At 61.0% G+C, this 17,232-nt stretch carries 20 protein-coding genes; 11 read left to right on the top strand and 9 right to left on the bottom strand.

Translation table 11 applies throughout. From position 1 onward, the window contains the following. From CW267_RS21380 to hpxU, 7 genes are all read right to left on the bottom strand, one after another. A partial coding sequence (locus CW267_RS21380; RefSeq protein ID WP_133124749.1) for a hydantoinase/carbamoylase family amidase occupies window positions 1-675 on the bottom strand: 675 nt, incomplete at its 3' end. After that, the gene (locus tag CW267_RS21375; RefSeq protein WP_008804831.1) at window positions 672-1,913 is read right to left on the bottom strand and encodes a pyridoxal-phosphate-dependent aminotransferase family protein; all 1,242 of its coding nucleotides are present in this window, start codon (window positions 1,911-1,913) and stop codon (window positions 672-674) included. The genes CW267_RS21380 and CW267_RS21375, both read right to left, overlap by 4 nt. Before the next feature lie 15 nt (window positions 1,914-1,928). Beyond that, the gene (locus tag CW267_RS21370) at window positions 1,929-2,666 is read right to left on the bottom strand and encodes an amino acid ABC transporter ATP-binding protein (protein WP_004179947.1); all 738 of its coding nucleotides are present in this window, start codon (window positions 2,664-2,666) and stop codon (window positions 1,929-1,931) included. Then, window positions 2,647-3,303: an amino acid ABC transporter permease gene (locus tag CW267_RS21365; RefSeq protein ID WP_004179948.1), complete on the bottom strand. Its 657-nt coding sequence runs from the start codon at window positions 3,301-3,303 to the stop codon at window positions 2,647-2,649. The genes CW267_RS21370 and CW267_RS21365 overlap by 20 nt, the downstream gene beginning before the upstream one ends. After that, window positions 3,303-3,968, bottom strand: coding sequence for an amino acid ABC transporter permease (locus CW267_RS21360; RefSeq protein WP_004176117.1), 666 nt, complete (start codon window positions 3,966-3,968; stop codon window positions 3,303-3,305). Before CW267_RS21360 ends, CW267_RS21365 begins: the two co-directional genes overlap by 1 nt. 9 nt (window positions 3,969-3,977) lie before the next feature. After that, window positions 3,978-4,763 carry a transporter substrate-binding domain-containing protein gene (locus tag CW267_RS21355; RefSeq protein ID WP_004143665.1) on the bottom strand — a complete coding sequence of 262 codons (786 nt, stop codon included), beginning with the start codon at window positions 4,761-4,763 and terminating at the stop codon, window positions 3,978-3,980. 214 nt (window positions 4,764-4,977) lie between these two features. Then, on the bottom strand, window positions 4,978-5,817 hold the full coding sequence (hpxU, locus tag CW267_RS21350) for a MurR/RpiR family transcriptional regulator HpxU (protein ID WP_012968180.1): 840 nt from the start codon (window positions 5,815-5,817) through the stop codon (window positions 4,978-4,980). Between the two features lie 179 nt (window positions 5,818-5,996). Here hpxU and hpxW point away from each other — a divergent pair, with 179 nt between their 5' ends. The 5 genes from hpxW (at window position 5,997) to CW267_RS21325 (ending at window position 10,064) form a co-directional block, all read left to right on the top strand. Next, window positions 5,997-7,583: an oxamate amidohydrolase gene (hpxW, locus tag CW267_RS21345; protein ID WP_012541682.1), complete on the top strand. Its 1,587-nt coding sequence runs from the start codon at window positions 5,997-5,999 to the stop codon at window positions 7,581-7,583. Between the two features lie 10 nt (window positions 7,584-7,593). Further along, complete coding sequence (hpxX, locus tag CW267_RS21340; protein WP_004179955.1) at window positions 7,594-7,779, top strand: oxalurate catabolism protein HpxX; 186 nt, start codon at window positions 7,594-7,596, stop codon at window positions 7,777-7,779. Beyond that, window positions 7,776-9,173, top strand: a complete 1,398-nt coding sequence (locus CW267_RS21335; protein ID WP_012541680.1) for an AtzE family amidohydrolase — start codon at window positions 7,776-7,778, stop codon at window positions 9,171-9,173. The genes hpxX and CW267_RS21335 overlap by 4 nt, the downstream gene beginning before the upstream one ends. After that, window positions 9,170-9,556, top strand: a complete 387-nt coding sequence (gene hpxZ, locus CW267_RS21330; RefSeq protein WP_002905421.1) for an oxalurate catabolism protein HpxZ — start codon at window positions 9,170-9,172, stop codon at window positions 9,554-9,556. Before CW267_RS21335 ends, hpxZ begins: the two co-directional genes overlap by 4 nt. Window positions 9,557-9,641: 85 nt before the next feature. Next, on the top strand, window positions 9,642-10,064 hold the full coding sequence (locus CW267_RS21325) for a GNAT family N-acetyltransferase (RefSeq protein WP_100781051.1): 423 nt from the start codon (window positions 9,642-9,644) through the stop codon (window positions 10,062-10,064). 37 nt (window positions 10,065-10,101) lie between these two features. On the opposite strand, the gene asd is transcribed toward CW267_RS21325, so the two are convergent. Then, window positions 10,102-11,220, bottom strand: a complete 1,119-nt coding sequence (asd, locus tag CW267_RS21320) for an aspartate-semialdehyde dehydrogenase (RefSeq protein WP_012541678.1) — start codon at window positions 11,218-11,220, stop codon at window positions 10,102-10,104. A gap of 196 nt (window positions 11,221-11,416) precedes the next feature. Here asd and CW267_RS30785 point away from each other — a divergent pair, with 196 nt between their 5' ends. The 6 genes from CW267_RS30785 to CW267_RS21295 all read left to right on the top strand — a co-directional run bounded on the left by CW267_RS30785 (window position 11,417) and on the right by CW267_RS21295 (window position 16,562). Then, a complete protein-coding gene (locus tag CW267_RS30785; RefSeq protein ID WP_162494481.1) occupies window positions 11,417-11,548 on the top strand; it encodes a hypothetical protein in 132 nt (43 codons plus the stop codon). Continuing rightward, the gene (locus CW267_RS21315; protein ID WP_012541677.1) at window positions 11,545-12,102 is read left to right on the top strand and encodes a winged helix-turn-helix transcriptional regulator; all 558 of its coding nucleotides are present in this window, start codon (window positions 11,545-11,547) and stop codon (window positions 12,100-12,102) included. The genes CW267_RS30785 and CW267_RS21315 overlap by 4 nt, the downstream gene beginning before the upstream one ends. Further along, entirely contained in the window at window positions 12,086-13,129 is a 1,044-nt protein-coding gene (locus tag CW267_RS21310) for an HlyD family secretion protein (protein WP_100781011.1), read from the top strand. The genes CW267_RS21315 and CW267_RS21310 overlap by 17 nt, the downstream gene beginning before the upstream one ends. Continuing rightward, window positions 13,126-14,688 carry a DHA2 family efflux MFS transporter permease subunit gene (locus tag CW267_RS21305; RefSeq protein ID WP_100781010.1) on the top strand — a complete coding sequence of 521 codons (1,563 nt, stop codon included), beginning with the start codon at window positions 13,126-13,128 and terminating at the stop codon, window positions 14,686-14,688. Before CW267_RS21310 ends, CW267_RS21305 begins: the two co-directional genes overlap by 4 nt. Before the next feature lie 19 nt (window positions 14,689-14,707). Further along, the gene (fabF, locus tag CW267_RS21300) at window positions 14,708-15,982 is read left to right on the top strand and encodes a beta-ketoacyl-ACP synthase II (RefSeq protein WP_043875247.1); all 1,275 of its coding nucleotides are present in this window, start codon (window positions 14,708-14,710) and stop codon (window positions 15,980-15,982) included. A gap of 265 nt (window positions 15,983-16,247) precedes the next feature. Next, a complete protein-coding gene (locus CW267_RS21295; protein ID WP_004205818.1) occupies window positions 16,248-16,562 on the top strand; it encodes a PTS sugar transporter subunit IIB in 315 nt (104 codons plus the stop codon). A gap of 48 nt (window positions 16,563-16,610) precedes the next feature. On the opposite strand, the gene gstA is transcribed toward CW267_RS21295, so the two are convergent. Next, window positions 16,611-17,225 carry a glutathione transferase GstA gene (gene gstA, locus CW267_RS21290; protein WP_072124760.1) on the bottom strand — a complete coding sequence of 205 codons (615 nt, stop codon included), beginning with the start codon at window positions 17,223-17,225 and terminating at the stop codon, window positions 16,611-16,613. Between the last annotated feature and the right edge of the window lie 7 nt (window positions 17,226-17,232).

Raw genomic sequence — 17,232 nt, 5'->3', positions numbered from 1 at the left:
CAGCCGTCTGGCGCCGTTAATCGCCTCCACCACGCCGAGCGCCAGCCCCGCCTGCTCCAGGCACGGCCCCTGCTCGATATGCAGTTCCAGATAGGCGGCGATATCCCGCGGATGACGGGCCGCGTGGCCGATCCGCGCCGGATCGAGTCCGGCATTCACCAGCGCCTGGGCGACGCTCACGCCGTCGGTATCGCACTGTGACAGCCAGCTTTCAGGCCAGGTGCCGGTGACGCCGCGGCTGCCGAGCAGGGTAATACCAAAGCGGGTGCCCTCTTCATCGCCAAAGCCGACGATCTCGATTGCCTTTGCCAGCCGTCGCCCCTGCTGGTGCAGACGCTGGACCACCTCAATCGCCGCCAGCACGCCGAGCATGCCGTCGTAGCGCCCGGCGTTGCGCACGGTGTCAAGATGAGAGCCCAGCAGCACCGCCGGCGCCCCCTCCTGTTGTCCTTCATAGCGTCCGCAGATGTTGCCGACGCTGTCCTGCCACACCATCATGCCGGCAGCCTGCATCCACTGGCCCACCAACTGGTTGGCCTGCAGATGCTCGGGCGACAGATAGACCCGGGTCAGGGCATCGGCGGTTTCGCTAAGGGTGGCCAGCCGATCGGCACGCGCCATCACCCGGCTGGCAGCCGCTTCTCTCTCCGCCTGCTGGCGGGCGGTATCACTCATAGGGTGGCCTCGGTGCGGTAGTGATCCCAGGCCGCCTGCATCGCCGCGCCCTGAGTGGTGGTGAACTTGAGGTAGTTCAGGACCGCTTCCAGCGCGCTGAGCGTCTGCATCACGCAGTCTTTACGCGCGTTATAGCCCATGGTGCCAATGCGCCAGACTTTACCGTGCAGCGGACCAAACGAGGTGCCAATTTCAATGCCGAAATCTTCCAGCATCAGTTTGCGTACCTGATCGCCGTTGACCCCGTTGGGGATCACCACCCCCAGCACGTTATTCATTTTGTGCCGCAGGTCGCCAAAGGTCTCGAGCCCCATCGCCTGGATGCCCTTCAGCAGCGCATCGCCGTGCAGTTTGTGGCGGGCGATGCCGTTGTCGAGTCCCTCCTGGAGGATCAGGCGCGCGCACTCCCGGGCGGCGAACAGCGCCGAGGTCGCTTCGGTATGGTGGTTAAGGCGCTCCGGCCCCCAGTAATCCATCACCATGCCGAGATCGAAATAGTTGGAGTAGATCATCTCGTCGACGCCGTCGTGATGCGCATCGGTGCGGATCCCCTGCTCAATGCAGCGGCGGCGGCGGATGACCTCTTCCATCCGCGGGCTGAGGGTGATGGGCGACGTGCCGGAAGGACCGCCCAGGCACTTCTGCATCCCGGCGGACACGGCGTCCAGCTGCCAGGCGTCGGTTTCCAGCGGGTTACCGCCGAGCGACGCGGTGGCGTCGGTATAGAACAGCACTTCGTGACGACGGCAAATCTCCCCCAGCTCCGCCAGCGGCTGCAGCATGGTGGTGGAAGTATCGCCCTGCACGGTGAGCAGCAGGCGCGGGCGCACGCGCTTGATCGCGTCCTCAACCTGATCCGGCGTAAAGACCTCGCCCCACGGCACCTCGATGGTGTGCACCTCTGCCCGGCAACGACGCGCGATCTCGCACAGCAGATGTCCAAACCGGCCGAACACCGGCACCAGCACTTTGTCACCCGGACGGATCGCCGACACCAGAATCGCTTCGATCCCGGCGCGCGAGGTGCCGTCGACCAGCATCGTCCAGCGATTTTCGGTGCGAAACACACCGCGGTAGAGCGCCATGACTTCATTCATGTAGTGGGTCATCGCCGGATCGTACTGGCCAACCAGCTGGCTCGACATGGCGCGCAGCACGCGCGGGTCGGCATTGATCGGCCCCGGCCCCATCAGCAGGCGCTGCGGCGGGTTAATTTGCGAAAACTGAGTGATATCCATCTGCCATTCCTTACGTTAGTTAAGACCGCGCACCGAGGAGATAAACTGTTTCAGTTCGCTGGTCTGCGGGCTGGCGAACAGCGTTTTGCTGTCGCCCTGCTCCCAGACGCGTCCCTGATGCATAAACACCACGCGGTCGCCCACTTCGCGGGCAAAGTTCATTTCATGGGTGACGAGGATCAGCGTCATACCTTCCGCCGCCAGTTGCTCCAGCACCTTCAGCACTTCACCCACCAGTTCCGGGTCGAGTGCCGAGGTGATTTCGTCACAGAGTAAAACTTTCGGCGACATGGCCAGCGCCCGGGCAATGGCCACGCGCTGCTGCTGGCCGCCGGAGAGATTGGCCGGATAGTAATCCAGACGGTCGCCAAGACCGACCTTCTCCAGCATCCGCTGCGCCAGCTCCCGGCATTCGGCCTGGGACTTCTTCAGTACCCGCCGCGGAGCCAGCATGACGTTCTCCAGCGCCGTCATGTGCGGGAACAGGTTAAAGTTCTGGAACACCATGCCGATGGAGCGGCTGATCTCCCGGGCCTGTGAATCGCGGTCGGTGATGGTCATGCCCCCGAGCTTGATACTGCCCTCCTGGTAGCCCTCCAGACCATTGATACAGCGCAGCAGGGTGCTTTTACCCGAGCCACTGCGGCCGATGATCGAGATCACTTCCCCCATGTCGATATCCAGATCGACGCCCTTCAACACATGGTTGTCGCCGTAGTACTTCTGCATCTGATTAATGGTGATGAGAGGCATTGAATTTGTTCTCCAGATAGCGGCTGTAGCGGGACAGCGGATAGCACAGAATGAAATAGCCTAGCGCCACCAGGGCAAACACTTTAAACGGCTGGTAAGTGACGTTGGTCAGCATCGTCCCGGCCTTGGTCAGCTCCACAAAGCCGATAATCGATGCCAGCGCCGTGCCTTTGATCACCTGTACGGCAAAGCCCACCGTCGGCGCGATGGCAATGCGCAGCGCCTGCGGCGCCACCACGCGGTACAAGGTCTGGCCGAAGCTCAGCCCGAGACACCGCGAGGCCTCCCACTGGCCTTTGGGCAGCGCGCGAATGCTGCCGAACCAGATATCCAGCAAAAAGGCGCTGGTGTAGAGCGTCAGAGCGACCGAGGCGGCGGTCCACGCCGAGACGTCAATGCCGAACAGCGCCACGCCAAAGAATGCCAGAAACAGCTGCATCAGCAGCGGCGTGCCCTGAAACAGCTCGATGTAGCCGCGGATGAGCCGTTTCACCTGGCGTCCGCCGGTGAGGCGCAGCAGCAGTAACGGTAAGGTCACCAGCGCCCCGCCGGTGAACGCGACCAGCGACAGCAGCACCGTCCAGCGACCGGCCAGCAGCAGGTTGCGGATAATGTCCCAGTCAGTAAAAGTGGTCATCAGGCCTGTACCCCCAGCCATTTACGCCCCGCCGCCATCAGCAGCTGGCGCATCGCTATCGATAACGCTAAGTAGATCCCGGTGGTCACCAGATAGACCTCAAAGCTCAAAAATGTCCGCGACTGGATCAGGTTGGCGGCGAAGGTCAGCTCCTCATAGGAGACCTGCGACACCACTGACGAGCCGAGCATCACGATGATGCACTGGCTGACCAGCGCCGGGTAAATCCGCTGCAGCGCCGGGGGCAATACGACGCGAACGAAGGTTTGCGTCCGGCTAAGCCCGAGCACGCGACCGGCTTCCCACTGGCCCTTCGGCGTCACCTGAATACCGGCGCGGACGATCTCGGTGCTATAGGCGCCGAGGTTAACCACCATCGCCAGCAGCGCCGCTTCACCGGCGGTCATCTTCAGTCCAAGGTTCGGTAAACCAAAGACGATAAAAAAGAGCTGCACCACAAACGGCGTGTTGCGGATGATTTCCACATATCCGCCCCATACCCGGCTGAGCATTCCCGGGCGCCCGCTGCGGATCGCCGCCCCGAGGATGCCGATCGCCAGTCCGCCGATCGTCGCCAGCACCGTCAACTGCACCGTCACCCACAGGCCGGCCAGCAGCTCCGGCCAGTGCGGCCAGAGCTCAGAGAAATGAAGTTGCTCCGTCATCCCCAGACCTTACGCGCCGAGGCTGGCAGGCAGTGGCGCTTTCAGCCACTTCTCAGACAGACCGTTGAGGGTGCCGTCCTTAATGCCCTGCTCGATGAGGGTATCCACTTTCGCCTTCAGCGCCGGTTCGTTCTTTTTCAGACCGATAAAGCACGGCGAGTCCTTCAGCATAAAGCTCGGCACCGGCGCTTTGTCGGCGTTCTGCCGGGAGATGGCCGCCACCACCAGATTGCCGGTCGCGACATACTGCACCTGACCGGACAGGTAAGCCGACAGCGTAGTGTTATTATCCTCGTAGCGCTTAATCTGCGCTGCCTGCGGCGCCACGCTGGTCAGTACCATATCTTCCACTGCCCCGCGGGTCACACCGATGCTTTTGCCGCTCAGCGCGGCCGCGTCCTTCAGTTCCGCCCCTTTCGGGCCAAACACGCCGAGGAAGAACGGCGCGTAGGCGCGGCTGAAGTCGATCACCTTCTCGCGCTCGGCGTTCTTGCCGAGGCTGGAGATCACCAGGTCCACCTTATCGGTCTGCAGATACGGCACGCGGTTGGCGCTGGTCACCGGGACCAGCTGCAGCTTGAGCTTCATCGATTTCGCCAGATAGCGCGCCATATCGATGTCATACCCCTGCGGCTGCAGGTCGGTGCCCACCGAGCCGAACGGCGGAAAATCCTGAGGCACGGCAATACGAATGACGCCGCGTTTTTCAATATCCTGGAGCTGGTCAGCCTGCGCGGCAGAAACAGACGAAAGGAGACAAGCGGCCCCGGCCAGTGCGATCAACAGTTTCTTCATGATGTTTACCCGTTACGTTAGCATGAAACAAAAGATTCTTTGAATCTGTTTTTGCAACTAATGTGCCAGATACAGACGAGGCGAGAGTTGGCGAGGAATTAAAACAAAAAGTGAGAAAGGACAAGCGTTAACGGGAAAGTGTTCAGCGAGCGGCGGCGCCATCACGTGGTTTTTCTTGCACCATAATAATGCAAAGCACCACGCTGGCGCCCCATTAGCGTTGTTCCAGCTCGTCCAGTTGCTGATAAAGCGTGGCGATATCGTGGATGCGCGGACGACCGCTGTCGAGCGTTTCATGGAGAAAGGCATTGGCCAGCAGATTAATCAGGCTGTTGACCGAGGCATAGCTGTCGTAGGCGGAGACGCTGTCCAGCGGCGCGCAGAGCTGCCAGCGGGAGAGCGGAAACAGGCTGTGGGCCTGCGGCTCGCACATTAACAGGACCGGCACCCCGTCGCGCTGCAGCTGCTGCAGCAGCGGGCGTACTATTCGCGGCCGGCGGCGAAACGCCATCATTACCACCAGATCATCGGCGGTCAGATCGACCAGCTCTTCGCTGAGACTCTGACCCGGCTGGGGCAGCACCAGCACCTGGCCGCGGGCCTGCAGCAGCTGCTGGCGCAAGTGCAGCGCCGCCGGATAGGCGTTACGCATCCCCACCACCACAATGCGGCGCGCGCCCACCATCGCCGTCAGCGCCTCGGCGAACTGGCGGGCGTCGAGGGCGTTGACCCACTGGGTGAGATTCGCCATCTCCTGCTTATAATGGCGCGCCAGCAGCGTGTTACCCTGCACCGCGTCGCGCTGGTCGGTGAGCGGCATCCCGCTCTGGCGCAGGGTGCGCAGTTCATCGCGCATATCCTTATATTTGTCGTAACCGAGGCGCTTGAACAGCCGGCTGACGGTGGCTTTCGACACGCCGCTCAGCTGCGCCAGCTCGGCGCTGTTGTAGCTTATCAGGTCATCAAAGTGGTCAAAGATGAAATCCGCCACCCGCTGCTCCTGCGGCGACAGCGAGGCGTATTGCCCTTTCAGTCGTTCATCGAGTTGTTGCATAGCGCCCCTGTAACTTTCGTTTCATCATCCATCCCTCATCATACTGTATCTGCTATGCCTTACACATAGCGTGCCAGTGGGAAAATTCTGGTCATTGTTTTTATCAATGAAACGAAACGTTCAGAGATGGAACAGCTTTTGCAGTGTTCTGCGGGTGATTCGTTCAGAAAGGATAATTTATGCACAGTAGCAACGTTTCGACCCACGGCATGGCGGTGGCCCCCCATCACCTCGCCAGTCAGAGCGCGCTGGCGATCCTGCGCGAGGGCGGCAGCGCCATTGAAGCGATGGTGGCTGCCGCGGCGGCCATCGCCGTCGTCTATCCCCATATGAATGGCCTCGGCGGCGATGGCTTCTGGCTGATCGTACCGCCTGAGGGAGACCCCATCGCCATTGACGCCAGCGGGGCGGCCGGATCGCTGGCGACCCTCGAGGCCTACGCCGGACAGCAGCATATTCCCCACCGGGGACCGCAGGCCGCGCTGACCGTCGCCGGCACCGTCAGCGGCTGGGACGAGGCGCTGCGTATTTCACGGGACTTAACCGGCCGCGCGCTGCCGGTGGCCCGCCTGCTGGCCGATGCGATCGGCTATGCCGAAGACGGTATTCCGGTCACCGCCTCGCAAGCCCACGCCACCGCCAGCAAACTGGAAGAGTTGCGCCATCAGCCGGGCTTCAGCGAAACCTGGCTGGTATCGGGCGAGGCCCCGCGGCCCGGCAGCCGCTTTCGCCAGCCCGCCCTCGCCGGTACCCTGCGCATGCTGGCCAGCGACGGTCTCGACAGTTTCTATCGCGGGCCGCTGGCCGAGCGTCTCGCGCAGGGTATGGCCGCGCTGGGGATGCCGATCACCCTCGGCGACCTGCAGGCCCACCGCGCCCGGCGTCCGGCGCCGCTGACGCTCCAGCACCAGCAGGGCACGCTGTGGAATCTTGCGCCGCCGACGCAGGGACTGGTGTCGCTGGCGATCCTTGGCATCACCGACCGCCTGAACATGGCCGATGCCGACGACGCGCAAACAGTGCACCGTATTGTCGAAGCCACCAAGCGGGCATTTGCCCTGCGCGATGCGCATATCACCGATCCACGCCATCTGGATGTGGATGTACAGCAGTTGCTCACCCCGGAAGCCCTGCAGCCGCTGGCCGACAGCATCGACGACGCCAGCGCTTCCCCCTGGGGCCGCGGCAAAGGCCCGGGCGATACCGTCTGGATGGGCGTCGTGGATAACAGCGGACTGGCAGTGTCATTTATTCAGAGTATCTATCACGAGTTCGGCAGCGGCGTGGTGCTCCCGGACACCGGGATCGTCTGGCAAAACCGCGGGGCGGCCTTCAGCCTCGATCCGCAGCATCTCCTGGCGCTGGCCCCTGGCAAACAGCCATTCCATACCCTCAACCCTGCCGCCGCCCGCCTGAACGATGGCCGGGTGATGGTCTATGGCTCGATGGGCGGCGACGGTCAGCCGCAAACTCAGGCGGCGCTGTTTACCCGCTATATCCTGCAGGGGGTGCCGCTGCAGGAGAGCATCTCCCGTCCGCGCTGGCTGCTGGGCCGCACCTGGGGCCAGTCCTCCGATTCACTGAAACTGGAGGGACGCTTTGCCCCCGCCTGTATCGCGCGCCTGCGCGAGCTGGGGCACGAAGTGGAAGTGCTGGCCGACTTCAGCGAAGCGATGGGTCACGCCGGCGCCATTGTCCGCCATCCCAACGGCCTGCTTGAAGGGGCGACCGATCCACGCAGCAACGGCGCCGCCGCCGGATACTAAGGAGCAGACTATGACCACACAGCCAGACTGGAGCGAGTATCTGACGCAGATGACTCACCTGTTGGATATGGAGCTGGATGCGCCGCGTCGTGAAGAGCTGGAGCGCCAGTTTGCCCGCATCGCCGCCATGGCGCAGCCGCTGATGGACTATCCCCTCGGGCCGCGCGAGGAGATTGCGGGGGTGTATAAAGCATGACTCTTCATCACTTCACTATCGCCGAGATCCAGCGTGCGCTGCACGAGGGCGAACTCAGCGCCCGGGAGATCGCCCGCCAGACGCTGGACGACATCGCCCGCGTGAATCCGCAGATCAACGCCTGGACCGAGGTCACCGCCCAGCGCATGCTGGCGGAGGCCGACAGCATTGACGCCCTGCGCCGGGAAAAGCGCCCCCTGCCGCCGCTGGCAGGGATTCCTTACGCAGTGAAAAATCTGTTTGATGTCGCCGGGCATACCACCCTCGCCGGGGCGGAACTGCTGAGCGACCGGCCGCCGGCGACCAGCGACAGCTGGGCGGTGCGCCAGCTGCACAGCGCCGGCGCCCTGCTCAGCGGGATGCTCAATATGGACGCCTACGCCTACGGCTTTACCACTGAAAACAGCCACTATGGCGCGACGCGCAATCCGCACGATCTGTCGCGGATCGCCGGCGGATCGTCCGGCGGTTCGGCCGCGGCGGTGGCGGCCGGGCTGGTCCATTTCAGCCTCGGCAGCGACACCAACGGCTCGATCCGCGTCCCCGCGTCGCTGTGCGGGATCTTTGGCCTGAAACCCACTTTCGGTCGCCTTTCGCGCTCTGGCAGCCATCCGTTTGTCGCCAGTCTGGATCATATTGGTCCTTTTGCCCGCCGGGTGGCCGACCTCGCCGCGGTGTATGACGCCCTGCAGGGGCGCGACCCGGCCGATGACTTTCAGGCTGATAAAGCCAGCGAGCGCACCGGTAATCTGCTGGAGCGCGGACTGGAGGGGCTGCGCTGCGCGCGGCTGGGCGGCTATTTCACCACCTGGTGCGATGACGACGCCCGGGCGGCCGTGGATCGGGTCGCCCACGCGCTGGGCGCCGACAGCGAGCTGCAGTTCGCGGATGCCGCGCTGGCCCGCTCGGCGGCCTTTATCATCAGCGCCAGCGAAGGCGGCAATCAGTACCTGACGGATCTTCGCCACTCGCCAGAGCGTTTTGAACCTCACTCCCGCGAGCGGCTGCTTGCCGGAGCGATGATCCCCTCCGCATGGTATCTGCAGGCTCAGCGTTTTCGCCGTCATGCTCGCCAGGCAATGAAATCCCTGTTCAGCCAGGCCGACGTGCTGATCGCCCCCGCCACCCCATGCAGCGCCACGCCGATAGGCGCGGAGGAGATGGTAATTAACGGCCAGCCGCTGCCGGTGCGCGCCAGCATGGGAATGCTAACGCAGCCGATCTCCTTCCTCGGTCTGCCTGTAGTGACCGTGCCCCTGCGTACCGCCAGCGGTAAGCCGATTGGCCTGCAGCTGATTGCCGCGCCGTTTAACGAACAAGCCTGTCTTCGCGCCGCGCGGGCGCTGGAAGCGATGGGCATTACCGATGCCCGAGTGGCGGAGAGTGCAGCATGATCAATCTGGATAATGTAGACCGCCCGGCGATCCTCGCCGAGGTGACGGCGGCGTTTTATCAGTATGAAGAGGCGCTGGTCAGCAATAACATCGAGGCGCTGGATGCGCTGTTCTGGCACGACCCGCGCACCGTACGGCTGGGAGCCGGCGAAAATCTGTATGGCATCGAGGCGATCCGCGCCTTTCGCGCCGCCCGCCCCGCCGCCGGTCTGGCCCGCGATCTGCGCCATACCACCATTACCACCTTTGGCGCGGATATGGCGGTGTGCAGCACCGAGTTCACCCGCGAAGGCAGCGCCCGCCTGGGCCGCCAGCAGCAGACCTGGGTACGCTTCCCCTACGGCTGGCGCATTGTCGCCGCCCAGGTCAGTCTGATGGACTGAGTGGCGTATACGGGAGCGGACCGGAGAATAAGGTATCCACCGGCCCGCTTCCGGTCCGGTAACTCGCTATTTGGAGTCGAAGATCATGGTGTTCATCAGAGCGGCTGAATCAAAAGATATCCCCTCGCTGAAAACGCTATTTCTGCAGCTGAGCTATCAGACGGAGACGGCGATCATAGAACAACGCATCACTGCCCCGCAGAGTATGATGAGTGCGCTGGTGGCGGAAACAGAAAACGCCGTGTGTGGCGTAATCGTTATCAATTTTATTTTACCGGTACATGAGAACCGTTTATGGGCATTAATTTCCGCGCTGGTCATCGAAGAATCGTCACGTGGATCAGGGATAGGCCAGCAACTTCTCCATGCCGCAGAGCGCCTCGCCCGCGATAAACAATGCGCTCAGATCGAACTTTCAAGCAGTGAAAAAAGAATCAGAGCGCATCAATTTTATGAAAATAACGGCTACAAGGAGGTCCGCAAACGCTTCGTTAAACATTTGTCTTAACCGCCTGCGCGCGAGGGCTTTCCCCGGATGACCGTAACTATATTTTGCCCAGCAGGATATTTAACATGCGGCGCAGGGGTTCCGCCGCACCCCACAGTAGCTGATCGCCAACCGTTAACACCGAGTAGACGGGTTCATTATTTAACGACATTTTCTTGTAGCGACCAATACCTACCTGCAGCGAACCACTAATAGCAGCCGGGGTCAATTGACTGACACTCTCTTGCTTATTATTGCGGACATAGTTTACCCATGGATGGGAATGGGTGACTAACTCAGCGAATTCCGCTTCGCTGACCTCACGTTTAAGTTTAAGGGTAATGGCAGCGCTGTGGCAGCGGATCACGCCGACCCGAATGCATAAGCCATTGACCGGAATGGTGCCGGGCGCAAGGCCAAGAATTTTATTGGTTTCCGCCTCGCCCTTCCATTCTTCGCGGCTATTTCCATCGCCTAAATCGCTGTCGATCCAGGGAATGATGCTGCCCATCAACGGGACGCCAAAATTCTCCACCGGCATGCCGGCGCTATTAATCAACTCACTCACTTTATTGACTAAAGGCAGCACGGAACCTGATGCCGTCAGTTCATCTGCAGATAAATGCTGACTGATATAAGCGCTTTGCGCGATTAATTCCCGCACCTGTTTGGCGCCCGCTCCGGAGGCAGACTGATAGGTCATCACGCTCATCCATTCGATCAGGTCAGCCTTGATCAGCCCGGCCAGCCCCATCAGGCTCAGCGTAATGGAGCAGTTGCCGCCAACAAACAGTTTCACTCCTGCTTTCACGGCACGATCGATATTATCGCGGTTGACCGGGTCGAGAATAATGCAGGCTTTTTCATCCATCCGCAGCGCCGAAGCGGCGTCAATCCAGTAACCTTGCCAGCCATGGTTAATTAACGCTGGATAGATGGCTTTGGTATAATCCCCGCCCTGACAGGTGATGATGATATCCATTTCGGCGAGGGCGCTAAGGGAATTCGCATCTTTAAGGATGTCGCTTTTACCATTAATAACCGGGCCCACACCGCCCGCACTTGAGGTACTAAAAAAATGCGCTGAAATATCGTCGAAATCATTTTCTTCGATCATTCTTTGCAGTAATACAGAGCCTACCATTCCCCGCCAGCCAACAATACCCACCTGCTTCATTTATTTAACCTTTATAAGTTATGAGAATGTTAATTTGCATTTCGCCATACTTTATATCGCATCCCCCCATAAAGGTCATTACCCACCACATCGATTTCTATCATTATTAAAATGTTTCATCCGCCATCAGTGATATTTATCTCTTATTACGATAAAGCAGGAATAAAGCGGCGGCGGCGACTGTCCAGTTTTCGGCATTCAGAGGAAGAAACGGCGTAGTGAAACGGGAGCGGCTTCCTCTCTGGGTACCATGAAGAGTAACTTGCATTTTGATAGTTACTATGTCAATTTGCTGGCAAAAGCCACCTGGTTACTGGACAGCCCATGAAAAATGAACCGCTTTGCCACGCTCCCTGTCCCATCGCCCGCAGCCTTGGCCGCATCGGTGACAGCTGGAGCATCATGATCCTGCGCGATGCCTTCGCGGGCTTTACCCGCTTTGACGAGTTCCAGAAAAGCAGCAACGTCGCGCCCAATATTCTGTCGCGCCGCCTGAAGGCGCTGGTCGACGACGGGCTGCTGGAGAAGGTGTGCTACAGCAGCACCCCGCCGCGCTACGAATACCACCTTACGCAACGCGGCCGCGATTTTCGCATGGTGCTGTTGGCGCTGGCGGAATGGGGTAACCGCCACTTCGCCCCCGAAGGCCGTCAGATGCAGCTGGTGGAAACCGCCACCCAGCGACGGGTGGAGCCAGTCATGGTGGATAAAGCGACCGGGGAAGAGATTATTCCGGGTAAGTACGCCATGGTGCCGGGCCCCGCCGCCTCGCCGCTGATGAAATATCGTCATGAATATCTGCTGCGCAAACGCGAAGGCGATAGCGGGCAAAAATTCCAGCCTGAACCTTACAGAGATGCCAGCAATGAATCCGACCAGTAAGAAAAATATTCTTGTCCTGGCGGCCCTGGGCGCTGCCGCCCTGGCGGCAGCGAGCTACGGCGTTTACTGGTGGCATACCGGGCGCTTTATGCAGACCACCGATGATGCCTATGTCGGCGGCGACATTAGCGCCATCTCCAGCAAAGTCTCCGGCTATATCCAGCAGCTGGCGGTGCAGGACAATATGGCGGTCAAAAAAGGTGACCTGTTGATCCGCATTGACGACCGCGATTATCGCGCCGCCCTCGCAAAAGCCGCCGGAGAAGTGGCGGCGCAGCAGGCCGCGCTGGCCGATATCCTGGCCACCCGCCAGCTACAGCAGGCAACGATTGCCGGCTCTGCGGCCTCGTTACTGGCCGCCACGGCGGCAACCGAAAAACTGGCTAACGACAACCGACGCTATAACGCCCTGGCCGCGTCGAGCGCGATTTCCGCACAGATCCGCGATAACGCCTCCGCCGATTATCGCCGGGCGCACGCCGAGCAGGAGAAGGCCAAAGCGGATAAAACCGTGGCCGAACGTCAGCTGGCGGTGCTGGATGCTCGCCAGCAGCAAATCCTGGCTGCCCTGGCGCAGGCCCAGGCTAACCTCGAGATGGCCAGGCTGAACCTCAGCTATACCGACATTCGCGCGCCGTTCGATGGGGTGATTGGCAACCGCCGCGCGTGGTCCGGCTCGTTCGTCAGCAGCGGCACGCAGCTGCTCTCCCTGGTCCCCGCGCACGGCCTGTGGATTGACGCCAACTTCAAGGAAAACCAGCTGGCGCATATGCGTGCCGGCCAGCCGGTGACCATCGTCGCCGATGTGCTGCCGAACCGTACCTTTAAGGGCCATGTCGCCAGCCTGGCGCCGGCGACCGGCTCACGCTTCAGCATTCTGCCGGCGGAGAACGCGACCGGGAATTTCACTAAAATCGTGCAGCGGGTGCCGGTCCGCATTGCGCTGGAAGGTGACGGGGCAAAGCTTGACGTCCTGCGTCCGGGACTGTCGGTGATCGTCACCGTGAACGAAAAGAGCCCTCGATGAGCACCGTTCAGGCGCTGCCCGCCCCGCAGGGTCTGTCGATGCCGACGGCGAAGAAGATCTTCGCCTTCGCCAGCATGTGCGTGGGGATGTTTATTGCCCTTATCGACATCCAGATCGTCTCCGCCTCGCTGCGGGATATTGGCGGCGGCCTGTCGGCGGGCGACGATGAAACCGTCTGGGTACAAACCAGCTATCTGATCGCCGAGATCATTATTATTCCGCTTTCCGGCTGGCTGGCCCGGGTCATGTCGACCCGCTGGCTGTTTGCCGCTTCCGCGGCGGGCTTCACGCTGATGAGCCTGCTGTGCGGCTGGGCGTGGAACATCCAGAGTATGATCGCCTTCCGCGCCCTGCAGGGACTGGCGGGCGGGTCGATGATCCCCCTGGTGTTCACCACCGCTTTCGCCTTTTTCCAGGGCAAACAGCGGGTTATTGCCGCGGCGACGATCGGCGGCCTGGCCTCCCTCGCCCCTACGCTGGGTCCAACGGTGGGCGGCTGGATCACCGAAAACTACAACTGGCACTGGCTGTTCTTTATCAACGTGGTTCCGGGGATTTACATCGCGGTGGCAGTGCCGCTGCTGGTGAAAGTAGACAGCGCCGACCCCTCGCTGCTGCGCGGCGCCGACTATCTCAGTATTCTGCTGCTGGCCTTGTCCCTCGGCTGCCTGGAATATACCCTCGAAGAAGGTCCGCGCTGGGGCTGGTTTGATGACGCGACCCTGACGACCACCGCCTGGGTCGCCCTGCTCTGCGGCGTGGCCTTTGTTATCCGCACCCTGCGCCATCCGCAGCCGGTGATGGATCTCCGTGCCCTGCAGGATCGAACCTTCAGCCTCGGCTGCTATTTCTCGTTTATGGCCGGCGTCGGCATCTTCGCCACCATCTATTTAACCCCGCTGTATCTGGGGAGCGTGCGCGGTTTCAGCGCGCTGGAGATCGGCCTGGCGGTATTTTCCACCGGCCTGTTCCAGGTCATGTCTATTCCGTTTTATTCGTGGCTCGCCAACCGCGTCGACCTGCGCTGGCTGCTGATGGCCGGGCTGATCGGCTTTGCGGTGTCGATGTACAGCTTTGTTCCGATCACCCACGACTGGGGGGCGGATCAGCTGCTGCTCCCGCAGGCCTTTCGTGGACTGGCGCAGCAGTTTGCCGTCGCGCCAACGGTGACCCTGACGCTGGGCAGCCTGCCGCCCGCGCGCCTGAAGCTGGCCTCCGGGCTGTTTAATCTGATGCGCAACCTCGGGGGCGCCATCGGCATCGCCCTGTGCGGCACGGTGCTTAACGACAGAACCAATTTGCACTACAGCCGCCTGGCGGACCATCTGAATAACGCCAACCTGGCGATGAGCGATTTTGTTCAGCGCAGCGCGGCAAACTTCACCGTCCAGGGGATCTCGCCGGATGCCGCGCAGACGGCGGCGCTGAAAAATCTTTCCGCGCTGGCGCTGCGGGAGGCGCGAACCCAGGCATTTTCCGATGCTTTCTACCTCATCATGATGGGTTTTTTGCTTGCCGCGCTGCTGGTTCCCTTGATGAAAAAGCCGCCGGCACACTGATACTACAGGAGAGTTAATTATGGGCGTTTCCGTTAAACGCATTGTCGTCACCGGGATGGGGATTGTCAGCCCGCTGGGCTGCGGCGTACAGCACGTCTGGCAGTCGCTGCTGGCAGGAAAGTCAGGGATCACCCGGCTCAGCGAGCAGCTGGTCGCGGATATTCCCTGCAAAGTGGCCGGCCAGGTGCCGTCCATTGACAGCGATCCGCTGCACGGCTTCGACCCGCTGGCGACCATCCCGGCGAAAGAGCGCAAAAAGATGGATCGCTTTATTGAGTTTGCGCTGGTCGCCGCCCGCGAAGCGCTGGCCCAGGCCGGTTGGTCGCCAGCATCCGAGGCCGAACAGGAACGCACAGCCACGGTGATCGCCACCGGGATCGGCGGGTTCAGCGAGATCGCCAATGCGGTACATACCACCGATGAACGCGGGCCGCGTCGCCTCTCGCCGTTCACCATCCCCTCTTTTCTGGCCAACCTGGCCGCCGGGCATGTGTCTATCGCCCACGGTTTCCGGGGGCCCATCGGCGCGCCGGTCACCGCCTGTGCGGCTGGCGCCCAGGCCATTGGCGATGCGGCGCGGATGATCCGCAGCGGCGAGGCGGATATCGCCCTCTGCGGCGGCGCGGAAGCGGCGATTCATCGCGTTAGCCTTGCCGGGTTTGCCGCAGCAAGGGCGCTGTCCAGCGCCTCCAGCGACCAGCCGGAAGCCGCTTCCCGCCCCTTTGACCGTGACCGCGATGGTTTTGTGATGGGAGAAGGCGCGGGGCTTATCGTGATCGAATCTCTGGAGCACGCGCTGGCGCGCGGCGCCACGCCGCTGGCCGAGCTGGTGGGCTACGGCACCAGCGCAGATGCTTATCACCTGACAGCGGGCCCGGAAGACGGGAACGGCGCACGTCGGGCCATGGAAACCGCCCTTCGCCAGGCCGGGGTGACCGTCGACGAGATTGACCATATCAACGCCCACGCCACCTCAACGCAGGTCGGTGACAAGGGTGAGCTGGCGGCGATTAAAACGCTGTTTGGCGCCCATCCGGTCGCCATTACCTCGACGAAATCCGCCACCGGCCATCTGTTAGGCGCGGCCGGCGGGATCGAGGCCATCTTCACCATTCAGGCCCTGCGCGATCAGGTGGTGCCGCCGACGCTGAACCTGCATCACCCCGATGAAGAGGCGGCAGGTCTCAATCTGGTGGCGCTGCAGGCCCGCCCGCAGAAAATGCGTTATGCGCTGTCGAACGGTTTTGGCTTTGGCGGCGTTAACGCCAGCCTGCTGCTGAAACGCTGGGAATAATCGTCAACTCCCCCCGCCGGCACTGGCCGGCGGGGAATTTCCACCCAGACACCCTACTGAGTCACTGATCTCCCTCTTCTGCCACAGCAGACGACGAAGCGCCGCCACGGCGTGGCAGTGACCTTTATCAAGATCTTCGCTATCGGTCATCTTTGCCAGAAAGGTCAGCAACATCATGATGAATTCTTCACGCAATTATGAGGTGGCGCTCATTTTATACGCATGGCGAGTCATATCCTGTGACTAATTCTCAGGAGGTAAAACCATGAAAAAGCTTCTGATATGTTGTTTGTTTGGCAACACCGCCAATTCTCTCGCCAAAAAGATACAGTTACTGGCGGAAAAAAAGGGCCATCCTCTCATTGTCAGCGCAGTGGGCCTGGAAAATTTTGCCAGCGTGGCGCCCGCTTTCGACGGATTTCTCGTTGCGCCGCATATTCAGTATAAGGTCGCGGAGATAAGAGGGATCGTTGGCGACGCTCGTTCTATTGCGGTGATTGAAAGTCTGCCCTATGCCTCACTCGACGCGGAAAAAGTTTTCGCGTTTGTGATGGCGCAGATGCCTGAACTGGCAATCTGACGCCAAAGGCCGCCTCTCTTGTGCGGCCTTCTCTACTCATGTCGCCTTCTACCTGCCCTGTTGAGACGCTTCAGCCCGTAATGCCGCCTGTACAGCAGGACGGGCATTTATTATTTCCATATACGACGATAGCGCTGGCCAGCGATCCAGTGGGATCGCGAAGAATTTGCACCATCCCAGCACCGTGAAGAGGTAGGCATCCGCCACGCTAAAGGATGACCCCGTCAGATAGGTTTTTTCGCTGAGCGTCGTCTGCAGAAAATCGAAGCGTCGGAATAGCTTGTCTCGAAAAATCGTTTTGACATCTTCCGCCAGCGCGGAGTTAAACAGCGGCGCCGAACCCGCGTGTATTTCACTGGTGATAAAGTTAAGCCATTCCTGCAGGCGCACCCTTTCCCAACTGCCCGCGCGTGGCGCCAGGCCGTATTCGGGTTTACGATCGGCGAGGTACTGCACCATCGCCGGCCCTTCGGTGAGGATCTGCCCATCATCCAGCTCAAGCGCAGCAACATACCCTTTCGGGTTAATGGTGAGGAAGTCGCGACCATCAGCGGTGATCTTGCTTCTGTTGTTGACTCTCACCAGTTCAAATTCAAGGTTCAGCTCGCGCAGCACGATGTGCGGTGATAATGAACAGGTATCTGGCGCGTAATAAAGTTTCATCTCGTCT

The organism is Klebsiella sp. X1-16S-Nf21 (genome assembly GCF_002837615.1).
GTDB lineage: Bacteria > Pseudomonadota > Gammaproteobacteria > Enterobacterales > Enterobacteriaceae > Klebsiella > Klebsiella variicola.
Note: the sequence above shows the minus strand (reverse complement) of the source record. Positions and strands in the feature narration are given on the sequence as shown.

Excerpts from the sequence above, each read along its gene's own strand:
- CW267_RS21375 (WP_008804831.1), bottom strand. The coding sequence starts at position 1,913 with ATGGATATCACTCAGTTTTCGCAAATTAACCCGCCGCAGCGCCTGCTG.
- CW267_RS21370 (WP_004179947.1), bottom strand. The coding sequence starts at position 2,666 with ATGCCTCTCATCACCATTAATCAGATGCAGAAGTACTACGGCGACAAC.
- CW267_RS21365 (WP_004179948.1), bottom strand. The coding sequence starts at position 3,303 with ATGACCACTTTTACTGACTGGGACATTATCCGCAACCTGCTGCTGGCC.
- CW267_RS21360 (WP_004176117.1), bottom strand. The coding sequence starts at position 3,968 with ATGACGGAGCAACTTCATTTCTCTGAGCTCTGGCCGCACTGGCCGGAG.
- CW267_RS21355 (WP_004143665.1), bottom strand. The coding sequence starts at position 4,763 with ATGAAGAAACTGTTGATCGCACTGGCCGGGGCCGCTTGTCTCCTTTCG.
- hpxU (WP_012968180.1), bottom strand. The coding sequence starts at position 5,817 with ATGCAACAACTCGATGAACGACTGAAAGGGCAATACGCCTCGCTGTCG.
- hpxW (WP_012541682.1), top strand. The coding sequence starts at position 5,997 with ATGCACAGTAGCAACGTTTCGACCCACGGCATGGCGGTGGCCCCCCAT.
- hpxX (WP_004179955.1), top strand. The coding sequence starts at position 7,594 with ATGACCACACAGCCAGACTGGAGCGAGTATCTGACGCAGATGACTCAC.
- CW267_RS21335 (WP_012541680.1), top strand. The coding sequence starts at position 7,776 with ATGACTCTTCATCACTTCACTATCGCCGAGATCCAGCGTGCGCTGCAC.
- hpxZ (WP_002905421.1), top strand. The coding sequence starts at position 9,170 with ATGATCAATCTGGATAATGTAGACCGCCCGGCGATCCTCGCCGAGGTG.
- CW267_RS21325 (WP_100781051.1), top strand. The coding sequence starts at position 9,642 with ATGGTGTTCATCAGAGCGGCTGAATCAAAAGATATCCCCTCGCTGAAA.
- asd (WP_012541678.1), bottom strand. The coding sequence starts at position 11,220 with ATGAAGCAGGTGGGTATTGTTGGCTGGCGGGGAATGGTAGGCTCTGTA.
- CW267_RS21315 (WP_012541677.1), top strand. The coding sequence starts at position 11,545 with ATGAAAAATGAACCGCTTTGCCACGCTCCCTGTCCCATCGCCCGCAGC.
- CW267_RS21310 (WP_100781011.1), top strand. The coding sequence starts at position 12,086 with ATGAATCCGACCAGTAAGAAAAATATTCTTGTCCTGGCGGCCCTGGGC.
- CW267_RS21305 (WP_100781010.1), top strand. The coding sequence starts at position 13,126 with ATGAGCACCGTTCAGGCGCTGCCCGCCCCGCAGGGTCTGTCGATGCCG.
- fabF (WP_043875247.1), top strand. The coding sequence starts at position 14,708 with ATGGGCGTTTCCGTTAAACGCATTGTCGTCACCGGGATGGGGATTGTC.
- CW267_RS21295 (WP_004205818.1), top strand. The coding sequence starts at position 16,248 with ATGAAAAAGCTTCTGATATGTTGTTTGTTTGGCAACACCGCCAATTCT.
- gstA (WP_072124760.1), bottom strand. The coding sequence starts at position 17,225 with ATGAAACTTTATTACGCGCCAGATACCTGTTCATTATCACCGCACATC.